At 37.9% G+C, this 25,726-nt stretch carries 25 protein-coding genes and 1 pseudogene; 25 read left to right on the forward strand and 1 reads right to left on the reverse strand.

Going from position 1 to position 25,726, the window contains the following annotated elements; genetic code table 11:
• The first annotated feature begins 28 nt into the window (after nucleotides 1-28).
• From OW255_RS10725 to OW255_RS10765, 9 genes are all read left to right on the forward strand, one after another.
• Nucleotides 29-973, forward strand: coding sequence for a D-alanyl-D-alanine carboxypeptidase family protein (locus OW255_RS10725; protein ID WP_268116599.1), 945 nt, complete (start codon nucleotides 29-31; stop codon nucleotides 971-973).
• Between the two features lie 89 nt (nucleotides 974-1,062).
• Nucleotides 1,063-1,482 (forward strand): hypothetical protein, encoded by a 420-nt coding sequence (locus OW255_RS10730; RefSeq protein WP_024835916.1) that lies wholly within the window; start codon nucleotides 1,063-1,065, stop codon nucleotides 1,480-1,482.
• Nucleotides 1,483-1,685: 203 nt separating this feature from the next.
• A complete protein-coding gene (locus OW255_RS10735; protein WP_334308259.1) occupies nucleotides 1,686-3,023 on the forward strand; it encodes a biotin/lipoyl attachment domain-containing protein in 1,338 nt (445 codons plus the stop codon).
• A 12-nt stretch (nucleotides 3,024-3,035) separates the two neighbouring features.
• Entirely contained in the window at nucleotides 3,036-3,740 is a 705-nt protein-coding gene (locus tag OW255_RS10740; RefSeq protein WP_268114095.1) for a YggS family pyridoxal phosphate-dependent enzyme, read from the forward strand.
• Nucleotides 3,737-4,258 carry a cell division protein SepF gene (locus OW255_RS10745; RefSeq protein ID WP_024835913.1) on the forward strand — a complete coding sequence of 174 codons (522 nt, stop codon included), beginning with the start codon at nucleotides 3,737-3,739 and terminating at the stop codon, nucleotides 4,256-4,258. Before OW255_RS10740 ends, OW255_RS10745 begins: the two co-directional genes overlap by 4 nt.
• Nucleotides 4,259-4,425: 167 nt before the next feature.
• Entirely contained in the window at nucleotides 4,426-5,514 is a 1,089-nt protein-coding gene (gene aroB, locus OW255_RS10750) for a 3-dehydroquinate synthase (RefSeq protein ID WP_024835912.1), read from the forward strand.
• Between the two features lie 9 nt (nucleotides 5,515-5,523).
• Entirely contained in the window at nucleotides 5,524-6,036 is a 513-nt protein-coding gene (gene lspA, locus OW255_RS10755; RefSeq protein WP_024835911.1) for a signal peptidase II, read from the forward strand.
• A gap of 2 nt (nucleotides 6,037-6,038) precedes the next feature.
• Nucleotides 6,039-6,953, forward strand: coding sequence for an RluA family pseudouridine synthase (locus tag OW255_RS10760; protein ID WP_035317600.1), 915 nt, complete (start codon nucleotides 6,039-6,041; stop codon nucleotides 6,951-6,953).
• A gap of 117 nt (nucleotides 6,954-7,070) precedes the next feature.
• Entirely contained in the window at nucleotides 7,071-7,703 is a 633-nt protein-coding gene (locus OW255_RS10765; protein ID WP_024835909.1) for a cytidylate kinase-like family protein, read from the forward strand.
• A gap of 69 nt (nucleotides 7,704-7,772) precedes the next feature.
• Here OW255_RS10765 and glmS read toward each other — a convergent pair whose 3' ends face one another.
• Nucleotides 7,773-9,590, reverse strand: a complete 1,818-nt coding sequence (gene glmS, locus OW255_RS10770) for a glutamine--fructose-6-phosphate transaminase (isomerizing) (protein ID WP_268114096.1) — start codon at nucleotides 9,588-9,590, stop codon at nucleotides 7,773-7,775.
• A 513-nt stretch (nucleotides 9,591-10,103) separates the two neighbouring features.
• On the opposite strand from glmS, the gene OW255_RS10775 reads away from it, so the two are divergent.
• The 16 genes and pseudogenes from OW255_RS10775 to OW255_RS10850 all read left to right on the forward strand — a co-directional run bounded on the left by OW255_RS10775 (nucleotide 10,104) and on the right by OW255_RS10850 (nucleotide 25,467).
• Nucleotides 10,104-10,961 carry a Cof-type HAD-IIB family hydrolase gene (locus OW255_RS10775; protein ID WP_268114097.1) on the forward strand — a complete coding sequence of 286 codons (858 nt, stop codon included), beginning with the start codon at nucleotides 10,104-10,106 and terminating at the stop codon, nucleotides 10,959-10,961.
• 102 nt (nucleotides 10,962-11,063) lie between these two features.
• Nucleotides 11,064-12,617, forward strand: a complete 1,554-nt coding sequence (locus tag OW255_RS10780) for a C40 family peptidase (RefSeq protein ID WP_268114098.1) — start codon at nucleotides 11,064-11,066, stop codon at nucleotides 12,615-12,617.
• 97 nt (nucleotides 12,618-12,714) lie between these two features.
• Entirely contained in the window at nucleotides 12,715-14,253 is a 1,539-nt protein-coding gene (locus OW255_RS10785; protein WP_268114099.1) for an LCP family protein, read from the forward strand.
• A 191-nt stretch (nucleotides 14,254-14,444) separates the two neighbouring features.
• Nucleotides 14,445-15,074 (forward strand): YHYH domain-containing protein, encoded by a 630-nt coding sequence (locus tag OW255_RS10790; RefSeq protein ID WP_268114100.1) that lies wholly within the window; start codon nucleotides 14,445-14,447, stop codon nucleotides 15,072-15,074.
• Between the two features lie 205 nt (nucleotides 15,075-15,279).
• A complete protein-coding gene (locus tag OW255_RS10795; protein ID WP_024835903.1) occupies nucleotides 15,280-15,771 on the forward strand; it encodes a hypothetical protein in 492 nt (163 codons plus the stop codon).
• 152 nt (nucleotides 15,772-15,923) lie between these two features.
• Nucleotides 15,924-16,088 carry a hypothetical protein gene (locus tag OW255_RS10800; protein WP_268114101.1) on the forward strand — a complete coding sequence of 55 codons (165 nt, stop codon included), beginning with the start codon at nucleotides 15,924-15,926 and terminating at the stop codon, nucleotides 16,086-16,088.
• Between the two features lie 40 nt (nucleotides 16,089-16,128).
• Complete coding sequence (locus OW255_RS10805; protein WP_268114102.1) at nucleotides 16,129-17,367, forward strand: hypothetical protein; 1,239 nt, start codon at nucleotides 16,129-16,131, stop codon at nucleotides 17,365-17,367.
• Between the two features lie 432 nt (nucleotides 17,368-17,799).
• On the forward strand, nucleotides 17,800-18,123 hold the full coding sequence (locus OW255_RS10810) for an ArsR/SmtB family transcription factor (RefSeq protein ID WP_268114103.1): 324 nt from the start codon (nucleotides 17,800-17,802) through the stop codon (nucleotides 18,121-18,123).
• Nucleotides 18,124-18,223: 100 nt separating this feature from the next.
• Nucleotides 18,224-18,571, forward strand: a complete 348-nt coding sequence (locus tag OW255_RS10815) for an ArsR/SmtB family transcription factor (protein WP_268114104.1) — start codon at nucleotides 18,224-18,226, stop codon at nucleotides 18,569-18,571.
• A gap of 58 nt (nucleotides 18,572-18,629) precedes the next feature.
• Nucleotides 18,630-19,685, forward strand: coding sequence for an ACR3 family arsenite efflux transporter (arsB, locus tag OW255_RS10820; RefSeq protein WP_268114105.1), 1,056 nt, complete (start codon nucleotides 18,630-18,632; stop codon nucleotides 19,683-19,685).
• Nucleotides 19,686-19,704: 19 nt separating this feature from the next.
• Nucleotides 19,705-20,127, forward strand: coding sequence for an arsenate reductase ArsC (locus OW255_RS10825; RefSeq protein WP_268114106.1), 423 nt, complete (start codon nucleotides 19,705-19,707; stop codon nucleotides 20,125-20,127).
• A 105-nt stretch (nucleotides 20,128-20,232) separates the two neighbouring features.
• Nucleotides 20,233-20,604: an arsenite efflux transporter metallochaperone ArsD gene (arsD, locus tag OW255_RS10830; RefSeq protein WP_024835898.1), complete on the forward strand. Its 372-nt coding sequence runs from the start codon at nucleotides 20,233-20,235 to the stop codon at nucleotides 20,602-20,604.
• A gap of 48 nt (nucleotides 20,605-20,652) precedes the next feature.
• Nucleotides 20,653-22,395, forward strand: coding sequence for an arsenical pump-driving ATPase (arsA, locus tag OW255_RS10835; protein WP_024835897.1), 1,743 nt, complete (start codon nucleotides 20,653-20,655; stop codon nucleotides 22,393-22,395).
• A 446-nt stretch (nucleotides 22,396-22,841) separates the two neighbouring features.
• Nucleotides 22,842-23,507, forward strand: a complete 666-nt coding sequence (locus OW255_RS10840; RefSeq protein WP_268114107.1) for a hypothetical protein — start codon at nucleotides 22,842-22,844, stop codon at nucleotides 23,505-23,507.
• A 97-nt stretch (nucleotides 23,508-23,604) separates the two neighbouring features.
• Nucleotides 23,605-24,667: pseudogene (locus OW255_RS10845) on the forward strand (IS3 family transposase).
• Nucleotides 24,668-25,278: 611 nt separating this feature from the next.
• Nucleotides 25,279-25,467: a hypothetical protein gene (locus OW255_RS10850; protein WP_268114108.1), complete on the forward strand. Its 189-nt coding sequence runs from the start codon at nucleotides 25,279-25,281 to the stop codon at nucleotides 25,465-25,467.
• Nucleotides 25,468-25,726: the final 259 nt, after the last annotated feature.

Here is a 25,726-nt window from a genome sequence, read left to right on the forward strand (position 1 = left end):
GTTTTTTGTGAAAAGAAAAGCTTTAGTAATGTCAGGCTTCCTTTCCGTTGCCATACTGTTAACGGGATGCTCTGGTCTGCGTAAGCTTGACAATCCATATGTATTTTCGGAACGGACTGCTCTTTATGCAGCTGGAAGTAAAGCAGATAAATCAGATACCTTCGCCCAGAATCTTTGTGTCATTCCGGAAGACGTGGCCAGCCAGGACAGTAAAGTTACAGCGGAAGCAGCCGCTGTTTTTGACCTTACAAAGGGATCTGTGATCTTTGCTAAAAATCCGTTTGAGCGAATGTATCCTGCAAGCATTACAAAAACCATGACCGCTCTTGTTGCCTTAAAATATGGCAATTTGTCAGATGAAATCACAGTGACAAACGCTGCTGTGATTACAGAGCCTGGATCCAGTTTAAGTGGAATTAAGCCAGGTGATAAGCTGACCTTGGAGCAGCTTTTGTATGGACTCATGCTTCCCTCTGGTAACGATGCAGGAGCAGCGATCGCTGAGCACATCGCAGGCGATGCAGATGCCTTTGCCAAGATGATGAACGAGGAAGCTGTGAGAGTGGGGGCCACTGGCACCCATTTCATGAATCCTCATGGACTGAACAATGAAAATCATTATACGACGGCTTATGATCTGTACTTAATCTTTAACGAGGCTTTAAAATATCCGGAATTCCGTAAAATTATCGGAACAGACCGTTACACCACTACTTATCAGGATAAAGATGGAAATCCAGTCAATGTTACCTGGAAGGATACCAACCGGTATCTGACTGGTGAGAAGAAGATGCCACAGGGACTTACGGTTCTTGGCGGGAAAACAGGCACTACCCAGGCAGCTGGAAGCTGTCTCATCATGGGAAGCTTAGATGACTCTAAAAATGAATACATTTCCGTGGTTTTAAAGGCTTCCAACCACGCAACTCTCTACGATAACATGACAAATATATTAAATAAAATAGCAGAATAATCATTGCCTTTCTTATGAATTTGTACTATAATTAGATTAATCCGAATAAACTTTTTATACAAATTAAATAATGCAAGGAGGAGATTGCTATGGTGCAGATAATAGCGGGAAAAAAGGGTAAGGGAAAGACAAAGCATCTGTTAGACAGAGCGAATTTCGCTGTAAGAGACTCAAAAGGCTCTATCGTGTACTTGGACAAAAGCTCTAAGCACATGTATGAGTTAAGCAACAAAATCCGTCTCATTAATGTGAATGAGTATCCAATAACATCTAGTGAAGGATTTATTGGTTTTATCTGTGGTATCATATCTCAGGATCATGATTTGGAAATGATGTTTTTTGACAGTTTTTTGAGGCTGGCCTGTTTGGAAGGAGAAGACATATCTGAGACCATTGCAACTTTGGAAAAAATCGGTGAAAAGTATCACGTAACTTTCGTTCTAAGCGTTTCAATTGATGCGGAACATCTGCCGGAGAACGCTAAGGCCGATGTGATTGTTTCATTATAATCATAGATAATAAACAGGGGGCTGGATAACGGTCCCCTTTATTTTTCTTGAATTTTTAGAAGTTTCCTTTTATAATGTATGAAAGGAAAGGAGGCGTCAGGTTGGCAAAACAAAAGGCAACGCAGTCAGGAAAGAAGGCTGCACAACCAAAGAAGAACAAAAAAATAATCCGGTACCGACGGCCTCTGAATATCAATGTTGGCATGATCATCTTTGCGCTGATTTTTGTTTATATGGTGTTCAGTGTAACCGCTTACCTTCGAAGAGATAAAGTAATGTTTTATGAAGTACAGGAAGGAAGCATTGTAAACAATAAAAATTACACAGGTATCATTCTCCGTCAGGAGGAAGTTAAGACTACAGACCGTTCCGGCTATGTAAATTATTACGTAAGAGAGGGTAAACGGGCGTCCACTGGAACCAGAGTATATTCTATTGATGAGACTGGGACGATTGCTACTTTTCTTGCGGAAAACGCACAGGATAAGGTAGCGTTAAAGCCAGAGAACTTATCTGGTCTTAAAAAGCAGCTGACCTCTTTTAGCCTAGCCTACAACAGTGACCGCTTTCAGTCTGTTTACGATACGAAATTATCTGTAGACGCGGAGGTCCTTGAATACATGAACTTTAACAGTCTTGACAACCTTGGAGATCAGATGGACAAGGCTGGCGTTAATTTTCAACAGGTAAGGTCCGATCAGGCTGGAATTGTTTCCTATGGCATTGATTCCTATGAGGCACTGAATTCTTCCGCTATATCAGAAGAATCATTTGACCGTACTAAGTATACAAAAAACATAACCAAGTCCGGCAGCCTGATTGAAAAGGGAGTGCCAGTATATAAGCTCATAACTTCTGATTTGTGGTCTGTTGTGTTTCCGCTTGCAGAAGAGGATGCAAAAACTTATGGAGATAAAACAAGCCTTACCGTACAATTTTCAGGTCATGATTTAAAGATTCCAGGAAATTTCACCGTATTTACCGGTACCGATGGAAAAACCTATGGAAAACTTGATTTTGACAAATACATGGTGCAATTTGCTTCGGATCGATTTGTGGACTTTGAAATAGTCTCTAAGAGGGCTGATGGTCTTAAGATTCCTGTGACTGCGGTAACCAAGAAAGACTTTTTACTGGTGCCAATGGATTACATGACCCAAGGCGGAGACAGCACAGAAACAGGCTTTAATAAAGAGGTCTATTCTCAGTCCGGCACTTCTGTGGTCTTTGTTCCAACTGAGATCTATTATTCCGAAGGTAATAATTACTATATTGAGATGAATGATAAGGACGGCTTTAAGGCAGGCGATTACATTGTTAAGCCCAACTCCACTGACCGGTATCAAATCGGGCCAAGCGCATCCTTGCAGGGAGTTTACAATATTAACAAGGGATATGCCGTGTTCAAGCAGATTGATGTACTGTCATCCAACGATGAGTACTATACCATTAAGAAAAATATGACCTATGGGCTGGCTGTTTACGATCATATTGTATTAAATGCAGAGACTGTCAGCGAAGGGGAATTAATATATCAATAAGAGGTGATTAAATTGATTCTGGAAAATCTGGAAGAAGTAAATAAACGAATTTTATGCGCATGTGAAAAAGCTGGGAGAGATCCCAAAGAAGTGACCCTGATTGCAGTTAGTAAAACAAAGCCAGCCTCTATGATAGAAGAGGCATATGGTGCTGGAGTCCGTGATTTTGGAGAAAATAAAGTTCAGGAGTTATGTGAAAAATACAAGGAGCTTCCACAGGATATCAAATGGCATATGATTGGTCATCTGCAGCGTAATAAGGTAAAGCAGATTATCGGAAAAACAGTGCTGATTCACAGTGTTGATTCTCTTCGTCTTGCAGAGCAGATAGAGGAAGAGGCTGGGAAACAGGATTTAATCATTGACATTCTCCTGGAAATAAATGTAGCTGAAGAAGACAGTAAGTTTGGCTTTAAACTGGAGGAAGCGGAGAGTGCTATTTTAAAAATCGCCACCTTTCCCCATGTTAGGATAAAAGGCCTCATGACTATTGCACCTTTTGTTGAAAAATCTGAGGAAAATCGTTCCGTTTTTAAAAAATTAAGGCAATTTTATGTTGACATGCAAAGCAAAAACATTGATAATGTTAATATGAGTTTGCTCTCAATGGGTATGACCGGAGACTATGAAGTTGCAATAGAAGAAGGTGCTACTCTTGTTAGAGTCGGTACCGGTATTTTCGGTACAAGATATAAGATTGGAGAGAATGAAGTATGAGCATTTTAGGCAAACTGATGGATAGCATGCGCTTAAATGATACAGATGATGACGATGATTACTATTTAGATGATGATTACGAGGATGAAAAAGAAAAGCCTGCAAAGAAAACACTCTTTTCCAAAAAGACTGATGATGAATACTACGATGATGAAGAGGAATATGAGCAGAAGCCTCGTTTTCTGTCCCGTTCTCCCAAGGTAGTGCCGATGAAGCAATCAAGAACTATGGAAGTTTCAATGGTAAAGCCAACTTCCATTGAAGATGCGAAAGAAATATGCGATCATATGCTGGCTGGAAAAGCGGTTGTACTTAACATGGAAGGAATTCATACGGAAGTGGCGCAAAGAATCATAGATTTTACATCAGGTGCTACTTATTCCATGAATGGCAATCTGCAGAAGATATCAAATTACATATTCATAGCAACTCCTGAATCTGTTGAATTGTCCGGGGATTTCCAGGATTTACTGAACAGCGGAAGCTTGGATATGGGCGGTATGAATCTACGTCTTTAGATCGCTTTTTATAATGCAATAACATATTTTATGGTACAAGCAGATGATTTTCCGTTACATTCACTTATTTATATGCGCGGCCAAAAAGCTGGCAATGGTGAAAAGGAGAATTGTTTGCTTTCTTCCATAATATAGGCAGACAAATTTTACGACGGAGGAATTGCTTCATGGGAGATAGAATTCCGGTACACATGAATGGTGACTTTCAGTATGACATTGTTATGGAGATGACATTTGACGGTCTGGAAAGGGAATTACATGAATTTGGCTTGCAGGGTCGCAGAATCTGTATTGTCACAGATTCTAATGTTGCGGCTCTTTATTTAAATGAAGTGGAAGCAGTTGTCTCCCGTTGCTGCCGGGAAACCTCTCATTTCATTTTTCCCGCAGGAGAGGAAAATAAGAATCTTGATACGGTCAGGAGCTTATATGAGGTTCTTATAAAAAGGCAGTTCGACCGCTATGACGTTCTATTAGCGTTAGGCGGCGGAGTCGTAGGCGATTTATGCGGCTTTGCGGCTGCCACTTATTTAAGAGGTATTTCCTTTATTCAGGTCCCAACCACTCTGCTGTCTCAGGTGGATTCAAGTATCGGCGGTAAAACAGGTGTTGATTTTGATGCTTACAAAAATATGGTAGGCGCGTTTCATATGCCTAAACTTGTGTATACCAATATATCCGCTTTAAAGACACTTTCTCCAGAACAGTTTTCCTCAGGAATGGGAGAAGTCATTAAACATGGGTTAATCCGTGATGCTTCTTACTATCATTGGCTGAAGGATCATGCTTCTATGATTCATGCCAGAGACTTAGAGCATTTAAAAGAGATGGTAAAGATCAGTAACCACATTAAGCGTGAGGTGGTGGAAAAGGATCCTACGGAGCAAGGAGACAGAGCCCTCTTAAACCTTGGTCATACCCTGGGACATGCCATTGAAAAGCTGGCTGATTTCAGGCTGTTACACGGCCATTGTGTGGGGCTTGGCTGCATCGCTGCTATGGCCATTTCCATTCATAGGGGATTGGTTCAGGAAGAGGAGCTTACGAGGCTGTATGAGCTTATGAGAGACTTTGACATGCCAGTGACAGTCAGTGGACTTTCCTCCCATGACATTGTAAGTCTTACGAAGAATGATAAAAAGATGGATTCCGGCGCCATCCGGTTTATCCTGTTAGAACAGATAGGGAAGGCGTACGTTGATAAGACTGTAACAGAAGCAGAAATGTCAAAGGGGCTTATCCCCATCTTAGCATAAGGAGATTTTATGAATCAGAAGACAAAACTAATCATTGGACTAATCATCGGCTTTTTTGCGGCAATCGGGTTAGACCAGTGGACCAAGCTCCTGGCGGTAAAGCATCTTATGGATCAGAGTGCTTATAATATCTGGACCGGAGTCTTTGAATTATTATATTCTGAGAACCGTGGAGCAGCCTTTGGTATGCTTCAGGGAAAGCAGATTTTTTTCCTGTTTGTTGCCATAGCTGTATTATCAGTAGCTGTTTTTTCAGTTATTCGTATGCCAGCCACGAAAAAATATCTGCCTCTTCATGTCATTGCTATGTTTTTATCAGCAGGAGCAGTAGGAAACATGATAGACCGGTTTACCAGGGGCTATGTGGTAGACTTCCTTTATTTCAGGCTGATTGACTTTCCAATTTTTAATGTTGCAGACTGTTATGTTACCATTTCCATGTTCTTTTTTATCATTCTCTTCTTTTTTTACTATAAGGAAGAGGATTTATCATGCCTGAACCTTGGAAAGAAGGAGGTTTAACATTGAATCTGGAATTTACCGTAACAGCTGAGGAAGCAGGGATTCGGATTGACCGGTATTTATCCGACCGATGCAGTGAGGTATCCCGCTCTTATTTGCAAAAGCTGTTAAAGGATGAAGCTGTATTAGTAAACCAGAAGACAGTCAAAAGCAACTATAAGGTATGCCCAAACGATTATATCCTGATATGCATTCCAGAAGCCATAGAGCCTGAGATTGAAGCAGAGGACATGCCGCTGGAAATTATCTATGAGGATAAAGATATTATCCTCATCAATAAGCCTAAGGGTATGGTAGTACACCCAGCGGCAGGCCATTACAGCGGAACTCTGGTCAACGGTTTAATGGCCCATTGCCGGGATGACTTATCTGGTATTAACGGAGTAATGCGCCCTGGAATCGTTCATAGGATTGATATGGACACCACGGGGGTGCTCATTGTCTGCAAGAATGATATGGCCCATAACTCCATAGCAGAACAGTTAAAGGAACACTCCATTACGAGGAAATACTATGCCGTGGTCCATGGAGTTCTGAAAGAGGATGAAGGCACTGTAAATGCCCCAATAGGCCGTCATCCGGTAGACCGCAAGAAGATGAGCATCAACGAAAAAAATGGAAGAGAAGCCGTGACCCATTACCGGGTTTTAGAGCGATACCGGCAATTTACCTATGTGGAATGCCAGCTGGAGACAGGTCGGACTCATCAGATCAGGGTTCATATGGCAAGCATTAATCATCCTCTGTTAGGAGATTCTGTTTACGGTCCCGCTAAGTCACCATTTCGCCTAACCGGACAGACACTCCATGCAGGAGTGCTTGGCATCATACATCCCAGAAGTGGGGAATATATGGAGTTTACCGCGCCCCTTCCTGAATATTTTGAGGATTTATTAAGAAAATTACGAACCACTTAGATGATTGTCTAAGTGGTTTTTTTGCATAGAAAACTGTTAAATGTTAGAATAAATATAGATTTTTCAGATATTTTGATGTATAATATTACCATCAGATAACTGGAAGGAGTGATCGATATGAGTAAACATCCGGTAATTACAATTGGAAGACAATGCGGAAGTTCCGGAAAGATCATTGGTCAGAAACTGGCAGAAGAATTAGGAATTAAATGTTATGACAAAGAGCTTCTTGCACTTGCATCGAAAAACAGCGGACTTAGTGAGGAACTGTTTGAATCTCACGATGAAAAGCCCACCAGCAGCTTTTTGTATTCCCTGGTAATGGATACCTATTCTTTGGGTTTTACAACCTCCGGTTATATGGATATGCCAATTAACCATAAACTGTTTCTGGCACAGTTTGAAACCATCAAAGAGCTTGCCATGAAGGAGCCTTGTATAATCGTTGGAAGATGTGCAGATTATGCACTTTCCGATTATCCCAATTTGATATCCGTTTTTATATCTGCAAAAGACGAAGATAAAATCAAATCCTTAAAAGAGCTATACCAGATTGATGATGCTAAGGCCAAAGATTTAATGGTAAAAACAGATAAGCAGCGCTCCAGCTATTACAATTATTATTCCAATAAGAAATGGGGAGATGTAAGAAGCTATGATCTCTGCGTCGACAGAAGCTCTGTTGGGGTTGATGGAGCTGTGAAGGTCATTAAGTGCTTTATAGAAGAAAAGATGAGCAGGCTATCATAATATATTAAAACGGACATTTCTTGATTTCATGGAAATGTCCGTTTTTTATATAATCCTATTTAATATAGCTTATTCTACGGTTACTGACTTCGCCAGATTTCTAGGCTGATCCACATCCAGGTTTTTACCAACAGATGCGTAGTAAGCAATCAGCTGTAAAATAACTGCGATGGGGAATACAGTAAAGCTGTCATTGATATCAGGAATGTTGATCTGAATATCAGATACACCTTTTTCTATCTGGGCATTTTCTTTGGTCAGCAAAATTACAAATGCACCTCTGGCCTTAACCTCTCTGATGTTAGAGATGGTCTTAGAAAACACCTTTTCCTGTGTGGCAATTGCAATCACAGGAACCTGATCAGTAATGAGCGCTATGGTACCATGCTTTAATTCTCCGGCAGCATATGCTTCTGCATGGATATAAGAAATTTCCTTTAATTTTAAAGCGCCTTCCAGGGAGAATGCGTAGTCAAGCCCACGCCCAATGAAGAATGCGTCAGGTTTCTGGATGAGGTGGCTTACCAGATCCTTCACTAATTCCTTCTTCTCAAGCATCGCTTCCATAGCTGGAATGGCATCTAAAAGCTCTTTCATAAAGTCTCTGGCTTCATCCTTGCTGTAGCACTCACGTACATAGGCCATACGGCAGCCAATCATGTAGAGAGCCGCTAATTGTACGGAATAGGCTTTGGTGCTTGCTACTGCAATTTCAGGGCCTGCATGGGTGTATAAAACATAATCACTTTCTCTTGCAATGGTAGAGCCTTTAACATTTACGACAGAAAGCGTTTTGGAACCATAATGTTTTGCAAGGCGAAGAGCAGCCAATGTATCAATGGTCTCTCCTGACTGGGATATGATGATTACCAGGGTCTTATCATCAACCAATGGCTCTTCATAACGAAATTCTGAGGCAATGGAAACGGATACAGGTATTCTTAACAATGGTTCTATAAGGGCTCTGGCTGCCATTCCTGCATGCATTGCCGTACCACAGGCAACAACGTGGATCTGATTGCAGTTCTTTAATACGTCATCCGGAATCTGGTCATCCGTAAAATCGGGAAGCCCCTTGACCAGACGTGGAAGAATTGTGTTCTTTAAAGCATCTGGCTGTTCATGAATTTCTTTCAGCATAAAATGTGGGAAACCATTCTTCATAGCTGATTCTGTATTCCAGTTTACTTCCAGAAGCTCTGGCTCCTGTTCCTTCTGGTCCAAATCAAACAGCTGTGTCTGATAAGAGGTAAGCTTTACAATATGATTCTCAGGCACTACGAAATACTGTCTGGTGTAAGGAATCAGAGCAGTCAGATCCGATGCCAGGAATGAACCGGAACGGGTGTAAGCGGCCACCAGTGGGCTTACGTTACGGATTGCATATATTTCACCAGGATGATCCTCAAACATCATACAGAAGCTGTAAGAGCCTTTTAAATGGCCAACAAGCTTTGCAATGGCTTCAATGGGATCTCCCTGATAAATGTGATCCAACACCCAGGCAGCAACCTCTGTGTCGGTTTCTGAATGAAGCTTATCTTCCAGATGAAATTCTGTAGTAAGCTGATGATAATTTTCAATAATTCCATTATGAACCAGGGTAACACGCCCAGCTCTGTGAGGATGTGCATTTTCCGTAGTTACGCCGCCGTGGGTTGCCCATCTTGTATGTCCAAGACCGCAGTGGGATACTTCTGTAATGTCCTTGCAGCCTTCTTTTAAATTTGATACCTTTCCAGTATGACGAATGACACGAATATGAGAGTTTTCCATACAAAGAGCAACTCCAGCGCTGTCATAGCCACGGTATTCCAGCTGGGAAAGTCCCTCAAGCAATATTTTCTTAGAGTCCAAAGGTCCTGTATATCCAATAATTCCACACATATTTTATAATCTCCTTATATTTTCAATTGATTACAGCATTCATAAAAAACCGCAGACAAAAAACAGGCTGTCTGTTTCCTCATTTTATGGCAGCTTTTTTCTTTTATTCATTTGTAAGTCTCCGGTTCCAGCATGTTTGTTTTGCAGTTACCTGCATATTTCACGTTGGATCACACGCCCGGAGGGCATGGAAGGGCATCCGCCGAATATTCGATAACCCTTCACCTCGTTAACCTTTGGTACCGTTTTTCTGAAAAAACGTTCACGTTCGTACCATCAGGTGCATGGCGCTTAGCTTTGCTATTAGAAATTTATCCTCCTTATAAATTTAGTTTATTATATCCTTTCATCGTTTGTGAGTCAATACCATGATTTACATCTATTTTACGAAAAGTATCTTTTTTATATTACAAGAAATCCTTATAATGAATCATAGGATATGTATAAAGGGACATTTTTCCCCATAAGATCTACTTATCCTTACACAATATAAAATGAAGAAAGGAACAACTTATGATACGATTAGTAGCATCTGATATGGATGGAACACTTTTAAACCGATTTGGAAAGGTATCACAATGGAATGTCAATGCGATTAAAGCACTGGAAGAAAAAAATATTGGCTTTGTAGTCTGTACAGGCAGACATTACGAGGATGCTTATGCTCCGCTTAAGGAGGCAGGAATTCAATGCGATATTATCTGCATGAATGGTGCTGCAGCATTTAATAAAATGGGGGAGAGACTTAGAAAACAGCCCTTGTTAAACAGCCAGGTTGCAATGATTCTTGATATCTGCCGCCCTTATTTCCCGCTTTTTGATTTCATGACTGAATCAGGAAGCTGTACCACAACCAGCCGGGAGAAACTGAAAAAAAGCTTTGAAAGCAGAGTATTTCTTTCCATGGTAGCCGATGAGTTGACCTATGAGACCATAGAAAGTCGTTTTAAATTTATTACAGAAGATTTTCTCTTAAATGGAGAGACAGATATCTTCAAAATTTCGGTGATCCATGAAGATCCTCAGGTCCTGGATCAGATCCGCAGGCAGCTTAAGAAAGAAGACGGTATTTCAATTGCCTCCTCCGCATCCACCAATCTGGAACTGACTCATGAACTGGCACAAAAAGGCTCTGCACTCATGGAGTATGCCGTAAAATCAAAAGTCCACCCACGGGAGATTCTTGCTCTTGGAGACAGTGAAAATGACTTGTCCATGTTAAGTCTTCCCATCGGTTACACCGTTGCAATGGGAAATGCTTCTGATGCCGTAAAGCGCAGCGCAAGACTTATAACAAGAACCAATGAGGAAGATGGTGTGGCACTTGCCATTGACGCCCTGATTTTATCAAAAGAAGCTGCCGTTGGTTAATTCCATTCTATCTTAATAAACTCTTAAATCTTTTTCTCTGTATTTTACGGTCCTCTTATGCTATAGTTCTATTTTAGAAGAAAACAACAGGAATGATAGCAGATGAAACTAGGTAAAACCGTTAAAATACAGATGTCAGCAGCCATGATTATGGCTCTTTTGGGAGGTCTTCTCTGCAAATACTCCCAATCTTATATTTCCGCATACGACAAACCAATGATTGATACTACAGAACTTATGGCAAGTGCATTGCCAAAAGTTAATACAAACGATGAAAAAGCTCGTTCAGATGCAGAAGAGGAGCAGCCAGAAACACCGGCCCCCTATGCTCCATCTCTGACTGCATTTAATCTGGCCTTTCTTTATGGAGAGGGAGATTCCCAGGAAAAAAGTCTGGGTGAAGAAGCTGCAGAAACTCTGTCTAGGAAAGACTCAGCCTGGCTGGCCTCTATTTATCAGGTCGGAGACGAAAGTCCTGAAAAGGTGGCTAAAAAGTTAAATATACCGGATGCTCCCTTAAAAGGATTATCCTTTCAAAAAGTAAATATTTCTTTTTATAATGAAGCTGGAAAACAGATTTCTCCCCAGTCAAATATCCAGGAGATTATGTCCCTGGCCAATACATATTTTTACTATGCAGCGCCAAATGATTACGACGCTTTTTTAAGCTATGCAAACCAGCTGTGGGAAAGCTCTCATACCGTTCAATACTCCATCAGTGATATCTATTACTGTGATGGCTCTCTGGAAGGCAATACAGTTCCCCTTCCAGAAACTGTTCCTGCAACCCCCTCAGAAGCTCAACCTGCTGTTTCCGAAGCAGAAGAGGAAACAGAAGCATCAAAGGAGATTGGACCGGGTTTTGCCTTAAAAGAAAAAGAAACCGCCTCCACAGAAGCAGAAACCATAGAAGAAACCGAAGCTCCGAAACAAAACCCATGCCCCGGACACGTGGACCTTCATATCAAGGCGGTAATTACCGGACTTTCTGATTCTAAAAAGGGATTATTTTCTCTGGATACTCTGGGTTCTGAGAAAAATGATTCCATACAGTGGCCAGGCTGGACGGAGGAAACGAAAAAATATGCGGCAAGCCTTGCAGAACAGGATTGGGCAGAGGCTTATGGGCTTACACTTACACCAACATTTATTTCAAATCCTCTATCTTACGAAGAGATACAAAACTATATGGACCGGCTTCCGGATACACTTTCTCAAAGCAGGACAAAACTGATTTATTACGCGTTATCTTCCGTTGGGAGAGTGCCTTATTACTGGGGCGGTAAACCTGCCTGCGCCGGCTATGAGAGAAACAATTTCGGTGCACTGGCAGAACCTGATGAAAAGGGCAGAACGTTGAAAGGACTGGACTGCTCCGGATGGATCAGCTGGATTTATTGGTCTGCCATTCAAAAGCGCCTATCCTCCGAGAGTACATCAGGGCTGGCTTCTCTTGGTACACCCATAAAAAGAGAGGATTTACAGCCTGGAGACATCATCCTGAAAACAGGAGATGAGGGGCATGTCGTTATGTTTCTTTGCTGGGAAAGCGACGGAAATATGACTGTTATACACGAATCAAGCGCTTTGGTAGATAATGTGACCGTAACAAAAATGAGCGCAAATTGGCCTTATATCAGAAAATTGATCGACTGATAAAATTAAGAGAAAAGCAAGGACTTACTAATGTTTTTCTGTTAAAATGAAATGAAGTCTGCCTAAGACAAATTGGGAAAGGATTGATATTTCAATCATGGATTATGAAGATGAATTAGACCGAATGCGAGCCCGCAAACGTCATAAGAATGGTACCGGCAGCCGAAGTGAAACTGGACGGCCGGCACCAAAAAAGCACCCTCAGCAAGCTGCTAAAGGGGATAGAGTATATTACAGCGATGGAGATGGGAGAAATCCCAGAGCCCGATATACCGGTGCCTCAAGCAGTCCGAAACGCAACAATCAAAAGAAGAAAAAGCGAAAGCATAAAAAACGTATTGTATTGATAGAAATTGCTGTCCTGATACTTATTTTATTGGCCGGATTCTTTATGTTTAAGCAAAGAACCCACCAAAAAGGATTTTGGACCATAGCCGTTTTCGGAGTAGACTCCAGAGACGGTAAGCTGGATAAAGGAGCTTTATCCGATGTTATTATGCTTTGTAACATCAATAAAGCTACGGGAGAAATTAAACTGGTATCCGTTTACCGGGATACTTATTTGAAAATCAACAGCAAGGGAACGTATCATAAGATTAACGAAGCCTACTTTAAAGGCGGCCATAAGCAGGCAATAGAAGCCTTAAACGAAAACCTGGATCTAAGCATTGATGATTATGCCACATTTAACTGGAAATCCGTTGCCGATGCCATCAATATTTTAGGCGGCATTGACCTTGAAATTACAGATTCTGAGTTTGCTTACATAAATGGTTTCATCACCGAAACCGTAAATTCTACAGGTGTTGGTTCCCATCAATTAAAGCGTGCCGGCATGAATCACCTGGATGGGGTACAAGCAGTTGCCTATGCCAGACTTCGCCTTATGGATACCGACTATAACAGAACCGAACGCCAGCGTAAGGTTGTAAATCTGGCCATGGAGAAAGCCAAGAATGCTGATTTGGCAACCCGTAGTTCCTTAGTAGCTGCTGTATTCCCACAGGTATCCACCAGCATTGGGGTAAATGACGTTCTCTCTATTGCCAAAGGAATTAACAAATATCACATTGGAGAAACCACTGGCTTCCCATTTTCAAGAACTGCTATGAAGATGGGGAAAATGGACTGTGTCATTGCAACTACTCTGGAAAGCAACGTAATACAGCTTCAGCAGGTTCTTTATGGAGTCACCGATTATAGTCCGTCCTTAACAGTGAAGAATATCAGCGGTAAAATCGCCAAGGAAAGCGGCCTGACCCAACCAGGTCAGAATGCTCCTTCAAGCAGCGGCTCCGGTGGAAAGAAGAAAAAGTCTTCCTCCACAAAAGAAACAGCTCCTCAGCAGACGGAAGCAGTCGTTGAGACCACAGCTGAAACTACACCGGAAACCACCGAAGAAAATGTAAAAGAAACGACTTCGGCAGAGACAAAAGTAGAGAGCACAGAAGCCCCTACCAACCAGGATGGCAGCTTGATTGGCCCGGGAGCAAAGATTGACGATCCTAATTCAAAGAAAAATGATAAGAAGAAAAACAAAGATAAAAAGGAAACAAAAGAAGAGACAGAACCAATAGATACCCCGGAGCAGCAGAATGAACCGGATCAGCAAGGAGAGTTTGGGCCAGGTATTTAATGAATAGAAGTTTAATCGTGATACTTGAAAGGAAACGCACTGATCGATAGGCAGTGCGTTTCCTTTTTTCTTTTTACATCCTCTTTTGTTAAATTAACAGATGTGAAACTTGAATATTTTATTCATTGTTTGTAATATGAAAAACCATATGTTATGATGTTATAAAATGGATAAATATGGGGGAAATGTATATGAGGAAGAAAGTATCAAACAAGAGTTTCAAATTTGTTTCAAAGAAGATGAAAAGAGGAATTTTATTTGTTGCAGCAATATTAATCATTGGATCCATGGAGACAGGCTATTCTGGAGGTGTTATAGTTTCTGAGGCGCATTCAGGAAGAACAGACTCCCAGGGGGGCCATCATGATTATAAGAACAAAAGTGGTTTAGGTAGCTATCATTATCATCATGGTTATGAGGCACATTTACATCCAAACGGCGTATGTCCCTATGAAAATGGTAATGGAACATCTACAACAAAGTCTTCAAAGCAGTCAGTTGGGTCAAGTACAACTACAACTTCTGAGAAAAAGACCGAACCCACTCTAAAAATAGAAGATTATAGTCTCATTTTTGAAACAGTCTACTATTATAATAATAATCCGGACTTACAAGCATCTATAGGAAATGGTGGCCAGGACTTACTGGAGCACTTCGTTAATTATGGTATGGCTGAGGGGAGAAGAGGGTCAAGTAATTTTGATGTAAAAACATATAGAGATAATAACAAAGATTTAGAAGCTGCATATGGTGATAATTTAAAAGAATATTATGTGCATTATTTAAATATTGGGCACAAGGAGAACCGAACACATAATTAATATATTATCCTTTCTATGGCAATATGGGAACGTAAGAAGCCGCTTATATATTCAAATTCGTATCTATTGACAATATTCTAGCCACATTTAAATATAACGTTCTATTTTTGTCGGTTTTAGCCTAAAAAACAGTAGTTTGCAATTGGAAAATTATTGAATTTATAGAAAAATCATGATACTATATTTAAAAAGGAGGGGTATTTATATGAAAAAATTATTAAAAGTCATTTTAACAACAGTTTTACTTGCTTGTATTATGATTTTACCCGCAAGTGCTGCTCAAGAGCAGACTGTTAACTGGGGAGATACTAATTATCAGATAATTGTTCCGGGGTTTATTGGGGGAAAGGATATAACAATTAGTGGTCAGACCACACCAGCAATTGTTATTGAGAAGCCTACAATAAATAGTGAAAACAGGTATCATTTTTTTGATATCGTAACAACAGATACAAATGCAACCTTAATTACTTCTACAGTTAGTACTGCTGATACAGTCGTAGGGGATTATATGGTAGATTTACAGGATGGCCGTGTTAGCTATATTCCGTTTTTTACTGAAGACTTTAATAGTATATCAAATGAACCTATTTATTTTGGATTTTCATATCGGGATAATAACTTCAATGTAATCAAAGAATTTCCGCTTTGGGTTGTGTTCCAAGACAAAGATACAACCACTGGGAATACGAATTAGTTATATTAGCGTAATATAGGACTTTTCTGCTTATATACATTTGTAAGTAGTGGGAGAGTCCTATTTTTAATACAGTTATGGGAATGCTGCAATATATCAACTCAATTGAATCAAAATGGAAGACGCTTACCCATAATCAGCTGAATCTCATAATGGAAGAAAATGACGAAATGAATAATAATTTAATTACAGAGCGACCAGTACTTAAAAGTATACCTGAAGAGGATAGAGAGTTTATCTTTTCTGAGTTTTCAGATGCCAAAATTACAAAATGCTTGTACGATGAAGAACCTATGACTGATATAAATAGAAATTAAGTACTTATTTGAAAAAAATAATAACTTGTGAGGTATTAGTTTGAATGACCTATATGAAACAATAAAACCATTCTTAAATAAAACTATATTATCCAAATATAAGTTCGGTTTTGCAGGGGAGGTGTATATTGAAGCAGATAAGTTCGAAGAAGAGTATAACCAATATTTTCTGATTTTAGAGAAATATTTCAGTTTAAAAAAACCGTTTTACTGCAACAGAAATCACACTTATTATTCCACGGATATAAGCGAGACAACAGACTTAATAAAAAATATAGTTATAGATGCGCCAATAATTTTAAGTTTAGAATTATCGTATGATAATAAAAGATATATAATATTCTCACTTACGGAATATATGTTGTCATGTATAGCAAAATTAGTTGGTGTTATATTCTCTTATACGAATTTGGATGATGTTTATTATAAGGAACTTAAAGAATACCTGATAGATTTGACTGACTACATAACTCGAATTATTTTTGATGAGGAATTGAATCAATTTCCACCCTTATCTCTTGGTTTAATTGATAGTATTATAATGGATATGAAGGAACTTAGTATTTCCAATATCCGTGAATATTCAGAGATGGACAATATACTTATTATGTTTGTTACATATTTTGCATTATGTGATTATATTGGAGAACACGACATTATTATATCACCTTTACAGGGAGCTGCATTAATACCACCATTTTATATATCTATGCAAAAGTATACCAATATGATGAATAAAGGTTCCGGTTTAGCAGGGTATGAATATGTTAGGTTTTCAAAATATGATAATACTCATTATTGCGAATTATCCTTACTTGACCAGGTTCATTTGTTGAGTCATCACTATCCAGAGAGTACAAATATTTTATTGATAGATGATAGTACAGGGACGGCAATTACGCTAAAATCTATTAAAATTGTATTGTTGAAACATTTTAAAAAAATCTCAACTTGCGCATTAGAGTATTATTGGGAGGGTAAAATTTTTAAAGCTGACTACCAGGCGTTTCAACTAGATGACATAGATCTTATAACGCCCCTTTGCTACAGATATTTTAAAATACTGGAGGAACATATAGAATATCTGAAGAATGTACAAGATTATAATTTTCGGTATGATTTAGTTGAGTTTAGTAAAATAAATATGATCTATGATAAAATGGATTATTGCTCATATATAAATAGCAATTGTAAAGAACCTTCAGCAAATATAAGAACATTGAATATTTATGAGAAGATAAAGGAGATTATGTTGATCCTTTCAAGAACTAATGATTAAAACTAATTATTTTATAAAAAGAACGCGTTAACAGAGTTAATATTATTTTTATAATATAGAATTAAGGGAGTTGACTACATGGAAATAGATCACATTTATATATGCACAGAAAAGAACGCTCCTGCAGGAGATTTATTAGTAGAGAAGAACCAATAGAAGACTCCGAAAGTCAGGGATCCCTTATTAATACTGGCCTGGGAGGTTTTTGTCACAGATATACAGAAAACGACAGAACCCTAAAAACGACAAAACAAATTAGTATAGTTTTGTCGTTTTTATATTATAAAAATGTGATGATAGGGCAAAACGGAGAGCAAAAAACATATTGACAAATATCTATATGTTCGCTATATTGATATATATCTATATGCTATATTAATCATAACTAAATGAAAATATCAAATATGAATTCACATACACAGGAGAGAAAAAATGGAAAAAAATAATGAATATGTTGCTGTATTCAAAGCGTTGGGAGACGATACGCGGTTAAAGATTGTAGAAATGTTATCATGTGGTGAACTATGTGCTTGTGACATTTTAGAATCATTTCAAATTACACAGCCTACCCTATCTTATCATATGAAAATATTGACTGAGTCTGGTCTTGTTATATCGAGAAAAGAAGGTTCCTGGATGCATTATCGCAACAATTCAAATCTTACAGAAGCAGTAAAAGAGTTTTGGGAAGGTATTACCACACCTTCAGAAGCTTGTATATGCAAAAATAAAAAAGAGATTAATACGTGCCAATAATATATATTACAGTAAGTCAAAAGAATTGTAACATAATGTTTAACTATGCATAGTATATTCCTATATGTGCATATAAACATTAACAAGGAGGAGATAAATAATGGTAGAACTATTTAAAGCGCTGTCAGAAGAAAGCAGACTAAGAATACTTGCTTTGCTTATGGAACGGGATATGTGCGTCTGTGAAATAGAAGCTATTCTTAATATGACACAGTCAAACGCATCCAGACATTTATCGGCACTTAAAAGTAGCGGTATTTTAGTCAGTTATAAAAAAGCACAGTGGACCTATTATCAACTAAGTGACTTTTTTATAGAAAAGAACAAGGAGCTTTGGATCTATTTGCAGGTGAATTTAAAAGAGATTCCAAGTTATCAACAAGATTATAAGAATAGCTTAGCTGTAAGAGCAAAAAATCTTTGTTCTTGCCAAAGCAATTCGCACTAAGGCTGTTTTGATATGGATTATAATATTTATAAGTGTAGCTTAAAGCAGGAGGAATACTATGAGTAAAGAAAATAAGGGGAGATTATCCTTTCTGGATCAGTTCCTAACACTATGGATTTTTATTACCATGGGAGTTGGGGTCTTAGTAGGATTTATGTTTCCCCAGTTAGGAGAAATATTGGAAGGGATGAGTAGTGGCACTATTTCATGGCCAATCGCAATCGGCTTAATCATTATGATGTTTCCTCCTCTAGCTAAAATAAAATACGAAGAATTAGGAAAGGTGGCAAAAAATAAAAAGGTTCTGGTTCTTTCTTTAGTTCAAAATTGGATTGTTGGTCCGTTGCTCATGTTTGCTCTTGCCGTATTACTTCTACCGGATATGCCAAATTACGCAATTGGTTTAATCGTCATTGGTTTGGCTCGTTGCATTGCTATGGTAATTGTCTGGAACACACTTGCAAAAGGTGATAATGAATACTGTGCAGCTTTAGTCGCATTAAATTCTATTTTCCAAATATTTTTTTATTCCGTATATATTTACCTGTTTGTCACGTTATTACCAAAATGGCTCGGTTTGTCCTGGGGTGGCCAGGTAGTTGATTTCTCAATCTTGGATGTGGCGAAAAGTGTCTTAATTTACTTAGGAATTCCTTTCGCGTTGGGTTTCCTCACCAGATTTGGGTTGTTAAAAATCAAGAGCAAAGAATGGTATGAAACGAGGTTTCTTCCTAAAATATCACCACTTGCCTTAATTGCACTGTTATATACCATTATGGTGATGTTTGTTCTTAAGGGGCAGTACATTGTCGAATTGCCGTTTCATGTTGTTAGAATCGCAATTCCTCTCTTAGTTTATTTTACAATCATGTTCCTGGTTAGTTTCTATATGTCATATAAGCAGGGAGTAAATTACGAACAGACAGTTACTTTGGCTTTTACAGCAGCAAGCAATAACTTTGAACTTGCAATTGCAGTTACCGTAGCAGTATTTGGAATTGCATCCGATCAGGCATTCGCGGCTGTTATTGGACCTTTAATTGAGGTGCCGGTCATGATTGGTCTAGTGAATCTAGCCTTTGTTTTTAAGAAAAAATACTTTAAACAAATTTGATGTATTAAGGAGAAAACGCATGAGTTTAAATCATACAGTTAATAAGCCAAAGGTAGCCTTTATATGCGTACATAATTCCTGCCGAAGTCAGATGGCAGAAGCATTAGGAAAGCATTTTGCTAGTGATGTATTTGAAAGCTATTCCGCAGGAATCGAGTTAAAGGACCGTATCAATCAAGATGCAGTACGTTTAATAAAGCAAAAGTACGATATTGATATGGAGGAAACACAGAAAATCAAGTTGTTAGAAGACATTCCAAATCCCGATGTAGTCATTACGATGGGATGCAACGTAAAGTGCCCAGCTCTACCTTGCAAATTAAGGGAAGATTGGGGCTTAGAAGATCCGTCCGAAAAAAACGATGAAGAATTTTTTAAGATAATAAATCAAATTGAACACAACATATTAGAGTTAAAAGAACGCCTGTCAAATGGCTTATAGGTGTTACAAAGTAATATTGCAGTGAGGAAAAACACTTTTTTATATAAATTGATGCGAACTCAATTTATATAAGTATAACTATTGAATTGAATTGGAGGTAATATCATGAACAAGATGCAAATTTTTGAACCTGCAATGTGCTGCTCAACCGGATTATGTGGAGTGGGGGTGGATCCAGAGCTTCTTAGGATTTCGACTATCTTGAATACGCTCAAAAAAAGGGGGATTGTAATTGAACGGTTTAATCTTTCAAATTCACCCCAAGAGTTTATTAAAAATAAAACGGTGAACGAATTTATTAATGTGAATGGGGTAGATGAATTACCAATTATTATATTGAACGGGCAAATAGTAATAGCTGGAAGATATCCGACTAATGATGAGTTTTCAAGTATGCTTGGTATTCCGGCTAATATATTGGGAGGAAGTTCAAAAACTTCAGGTAGCTGCGGATGTTCAGGGGGAAATTGTTGTTAATTAAAATAGATATGTATCTTATTCTTGGTTATAACTGGAGGTTTTATAGTGGAGATTTTCAATCCGCAATTAATTGCGCTTACCAAATATCTGTTTTTCACAGGAAAGGGTGGCGTAGGAAAAACATCTACTGCCTGTGCTACCGCTGTCAATCTTGCAGATAGCGGAAAAAAGGTGCTTTTAATAAGTACTGATCCCGCTTCAAATTTGCAGGATGTATTTAATGCCGAACTTACTAGCAAAGGTGTTGCCATCAAAGATGTGCCGAATCTTTTTGTGGCAAATTTAGATCCAATTCAGGCTGCGGCTGAATACAGAGAGAGTGTCATTGCTCCCTATCGTGGAAAGCTACCAGAGGCTGTAATCAATAATATGGAGGAGCAGCTTTCAGGTTCTTGTACGGTTGAAATTGCGGCATTTAATGAATTTACTAATTTTATTGCCAATGAAACAATCCAGGAAGATTATGATTACGTAATATTTGACACCGCTCCTACAGGGCATACGCTAAGAATGCTACAATTGCCTTCGGCATGGAGTAACTTTATTAGTGAAAGCACTCATGGAGCCTCCTGTCTTGGTCAGCTTTCTGGATTGGAAAGTAAAAAGGAGATCTATAAAAAGGCAGTAGAGACTCTTTCCAATAATAAATTAACTACATTATTACTTGTTACTCGACCAGAATCATCTCCGCTAAAAGAGGCAGAGCGTGCATCGAAAGAACTTGCTGATATTGGCGTAAATAATCAGCTTTTAATAATCAATGGTCTGATTAGTACTTTTGATGATTACATTTCTGAAAGCTTATTTTATAAGCAAAAAAATGCATTAGAGGAGATATCGGAAACATTTAAACAGTTAAATTTTTATCAAATTCCTCTAAGAGCTTATAATATAACTGGAATAGATAATGTTAGAGCATTTCTTACGTCAGATAATTATATACCATCTAATGAAATCGTGAGAGCGGAGAGTATAGCACGGCTAGCAGATATTGTGAATGACCTATATCAAAACCATAAAAGAGTTATATTCACAATGGGCAAAGGAGGTGTAGGAAAAACTACAATTGCTGCGGCAATTGCTATGGGCTTAGCAGAAAAAGGAGAAAAAGTACACCTTGCAACAACTGACCCAGCAGCTCATCTTAAACTGGTTATAGACGAAAACCAGAAAATAACAATGAGTCATATTGATGAGCATGCGGAGCTAAAAAAGTACCAGGAGGAAGTTCTTGACAAAGCAAGAGAGACATTGACTGATGAGGACATAGCCTATGTTGAGGAGGATCTACGTTCACCTTGCACTCAAGAAATTGCAGTTTTTCGTGCTTTTGCTCAAATAGTTGAAAAGGCGGAAAAAGAGATTGTTGTCATTGACACTGCACCAACTGGGCACACCTTATTACTTCTGGATTCTACACAAAACTATCATCGGGAAATAGAGCGATCTCAGGGTGATATTCCAGAATCAGTAAAAAAACTTCTTCCTAAATTACGTAACGATAATGAAACCGAAGTAATTATTGTTACATTAGCTGAAGCAACTCCGGTTTATGAAGCTTTAAGATTGGAAGAAGATTTGAAACGTGCTAACATTGCAACTAAGTGGTGGATAATCAATTCTTCCATTTATCAAACAAAGACATCGAATCAAATGTTAGCTGCCAAAGCAAGCAATGAGGTAGAATGGATTAATAGAGTGGATGAGCATACAAACGGTAAATTTGCTATAATAGACTGGAGTCCTTATGATATCAAAGGAGATAAATTAAAAAATCTCTTTGAATAATTTTCAATATAATCAATTCATATATTTCAATCCAGGCCTCTATATTCAAAGAATAAGTATAGAGGCCTGGATCATTTAGCAGAAGCGCATAGAATCTGAATAGAGATCTAATGGTTAAAAACAAAACCGAAAATTTTCCGACAAAACTCCGGAAGTCTTGAAATCCTTATAAAGACTAGGCAGGGATGGTTTTGTGGCAAATATTTGGAAAACGGCAAAACCCCGAAAACGACATTTCGAAATATCTGAGTTTTGTCGTTTTTTATTGTGATAATGAATTATGCATGAGTGGTATCGCAGATAAAAGCAACAAAACTATTTTTACGAGCCCTGATTCATTTGGTAGTGTTTCTTACTCCTAAACGTTGACTTAGAGAAAATTTTTATATTGAATCTCCCTTAAACTTCCATAAAATGGTATTATAATATACAAAGGAGAATTGCATATGTTGATGGAAGAATTACTAAATATTTATGATGAAAAGATTTTTAATAATAAACACTTTTTTTTACGCCTAAAGAAAGGCGAAAAGATTATTATGATATCAATGTTGCTATGTTTAATAGCATATATTATTTTAATATTTATATTTCAGGATAACACAAAAGGGTTTTTAGTAAGTTTGGGAGTGGTGGTTATACTCGTTTGCTTTTTAACATGGCTGAATAACAAATTATATCATAAAGATATGAAGGAAAAAATCAAGAACTTTAAAACATATCATCTTGAAGAGTTAAAGAAAATTTTGAAAAGACATGATCATTACTATTATAGCACTCGGCAGATAGATACGATTATTGAATGGTGTGATACGGAAGCTCAAAGGGAAAGCAACTTTTTAACTTCTATACGCCCTATCAGTACATTTGCAGCAGTTGTATTTATACCAGTAAGTATGATGATTTTAGATAAGTGTTTGGGAAACGAAGTTAATAGACAGTTTATAAGCATTGTGGTTATATATGGTATATCCTACCTTTTGGTCTTTCTTTTATGGCTTTGTTATGGTCCTATAATTAAAGATATCCTCAACCGAAGAGAACGAATGGCAGAGAAACTGGCTAATGACCTTCGAAATCTTAAATTGAATGAACCAAGAATTCCAGATTAATGATTTTAAATCTGAGGCTAACTGGTGTTAGTATATAAGTATGGACACGAAAAGTTTAACACGATAAAATACCAATAAGAAAGGTGTGTGTTAAACAATGTCCCAAAACGGTATTCGATATACGGATGAATTTAAAAAGCAATTAGTAGATTTGTATCAAGCTGGTAGTTCTGTCAGCTACCTCAGTCGCGAGTATGGTGTCTCAAACGTAACGATTTATAAATGGATTAAAGAGCTATCCCCAATCAAGGTATCTGAAAAGGAAGAAGTTACTTCTAAGGAATACGAAAACATGAAAAAACGTATTGCTGAACTTGAAATGGAGAATGAAATATTAAAAAAAGCTACCGCCATATTCGCAAGAAAACGATAGAAGAAATCGTTACATTCATCGACAGATACAAATCAATCTATACCGTAAAACTTATATGCAAAGCCTTACGCTTCCCTAGAAGTACTTATTATAAGGCTCTTGTTCGTGTACCATCAAATCGGAAAGTCGCTGCTGACAGACTAAAAGTCAAAATCAAAAAGATTTGGCTGGAGAGCAAAGCCCGTTATGGAGCCCCTAAAATCCATAAGGTGTTACTTAGCAAAGGGGAAAAAGTCAGTTTAAAACGTATCCAGCGTTACATGAAAGATATGAAAATCCGATCCATCGTTGTAAAGAAATTTCGTTATCATTCAGAAAAAAGCGTTTCTGATGAAAAAGAAAACATTCTGAATCGTGATTTCAGTACAACAGGAATTAATCAAAAGTGGTGTACCGATATCACTTATATTTTTACTGTTAAAGATGGGTGGACTTATCTTGCATCAGTAATGGGGATCTACACAGCAAAAAAATCATTGGATATGCCTATGATACTTCTATGACAGCAGAATTGGCTGTGAAGGCCGTAGAGAATGCCTGCATAAATGTAAAGTCAACAGAAGGAGTTATCCTCCATTTCAGTCGGAGAGGAAATCCATATGATAATGCTTGTATAGAATCCTTTCATTCTTTATTAAAAAAGGAAGAAATAAATCACCAAAGATACCCTGATTTTAATACGGCCCGGAGAGCAGTATTTGAATATATTGAATCTTGGTACAATCGAAAAAGGATTCATAGTGCAATTAATTATATGACTCCTCAGGCGGCTCATGAGGCTGCCTGATTCTCAGAGAGAGAAGTTAAACTTTTTGTGTCTACAATATTGACACAAGTCCAAACGAAAGTGAAATTTATAAATTAAAGAAACTTAGAATTACGTAACTTAAGATATTATAATACCCTAAATCAATATTTGGGGGACGAAAGAATTGATCTTTATTATAAGATTATATTGATGTAAAAATATGAAAATAATTAAATGGTGTCAACTTTAGGAATGGAATCGGTACCAGTTTTATAAATCAAAATATAAATATAAAATCTCTCAAGCTATATACTCAGAGTATATTGTGACTCGAGAGATTTTTGCAATTTAAGAAACTATACTGAATTATTGACTTATTATTTTTTACGACCTGCTATTTACACGGGTACAATAGTAATTTATTTACTTGAAACTATATTTTCATACAATAATTTGATATAATAGAAGCATCAAAATGTAAAATGTAGGAATTAGTCTTAAATTGCATCATTTTAATCAAATCTATTTATAACAATAATGTGACGTTGAAATTTAAGTTTGCAAGAGAAAACAATCTTGATCTATAATATTTAAAAATGGTCAGAACAATCTGATAATCCACAAGTATAGCAAGGAATAGGAGATTTTCTATGAGCGATACTGGGCATATTACTCTTTGGAATGTTGAATGTATTTTTGTTGAAGAAAGCGATGATATTTCAATCGTCCAATCCGTTAAAGATGCCTTGATTATCCACGTTGATGAGTATCTAAGAGAAGGATTGGAACAAGAAGAAACGGACTTTTTGAATAATGCGAAAGACCCATATCACAATTAGGGACACAGTTTGGGCAAAAAAGAAAGATTGTAAATGCATATAAGATTCTGCATAACGCCCTGGATAGTTCAATAGAACACATTTTTTACCAACCAGAATTTAGATTAAAAGGTCCGTTGCAGACGGCTAATCTTAATAATATTGCAGAGTTCTTAGCAGGTCAAAGAGGTGCAGTTGCCCATGGCAGCTTTTTAGATACTTTTTCTGATGTAGATGCGCAAAAGATACGTTTCCTGGAAATTCTTACATACTCTCAATT

The organism is Lacrimispora xylanolytica (genome assembly GCF_026723765.1).
Lineage (GTDB): Bacteria > Bacillota > Clostridia > Lachnospirales > Lachnospiraceae > Lacrimispora > Lacrimispora xylanolytica.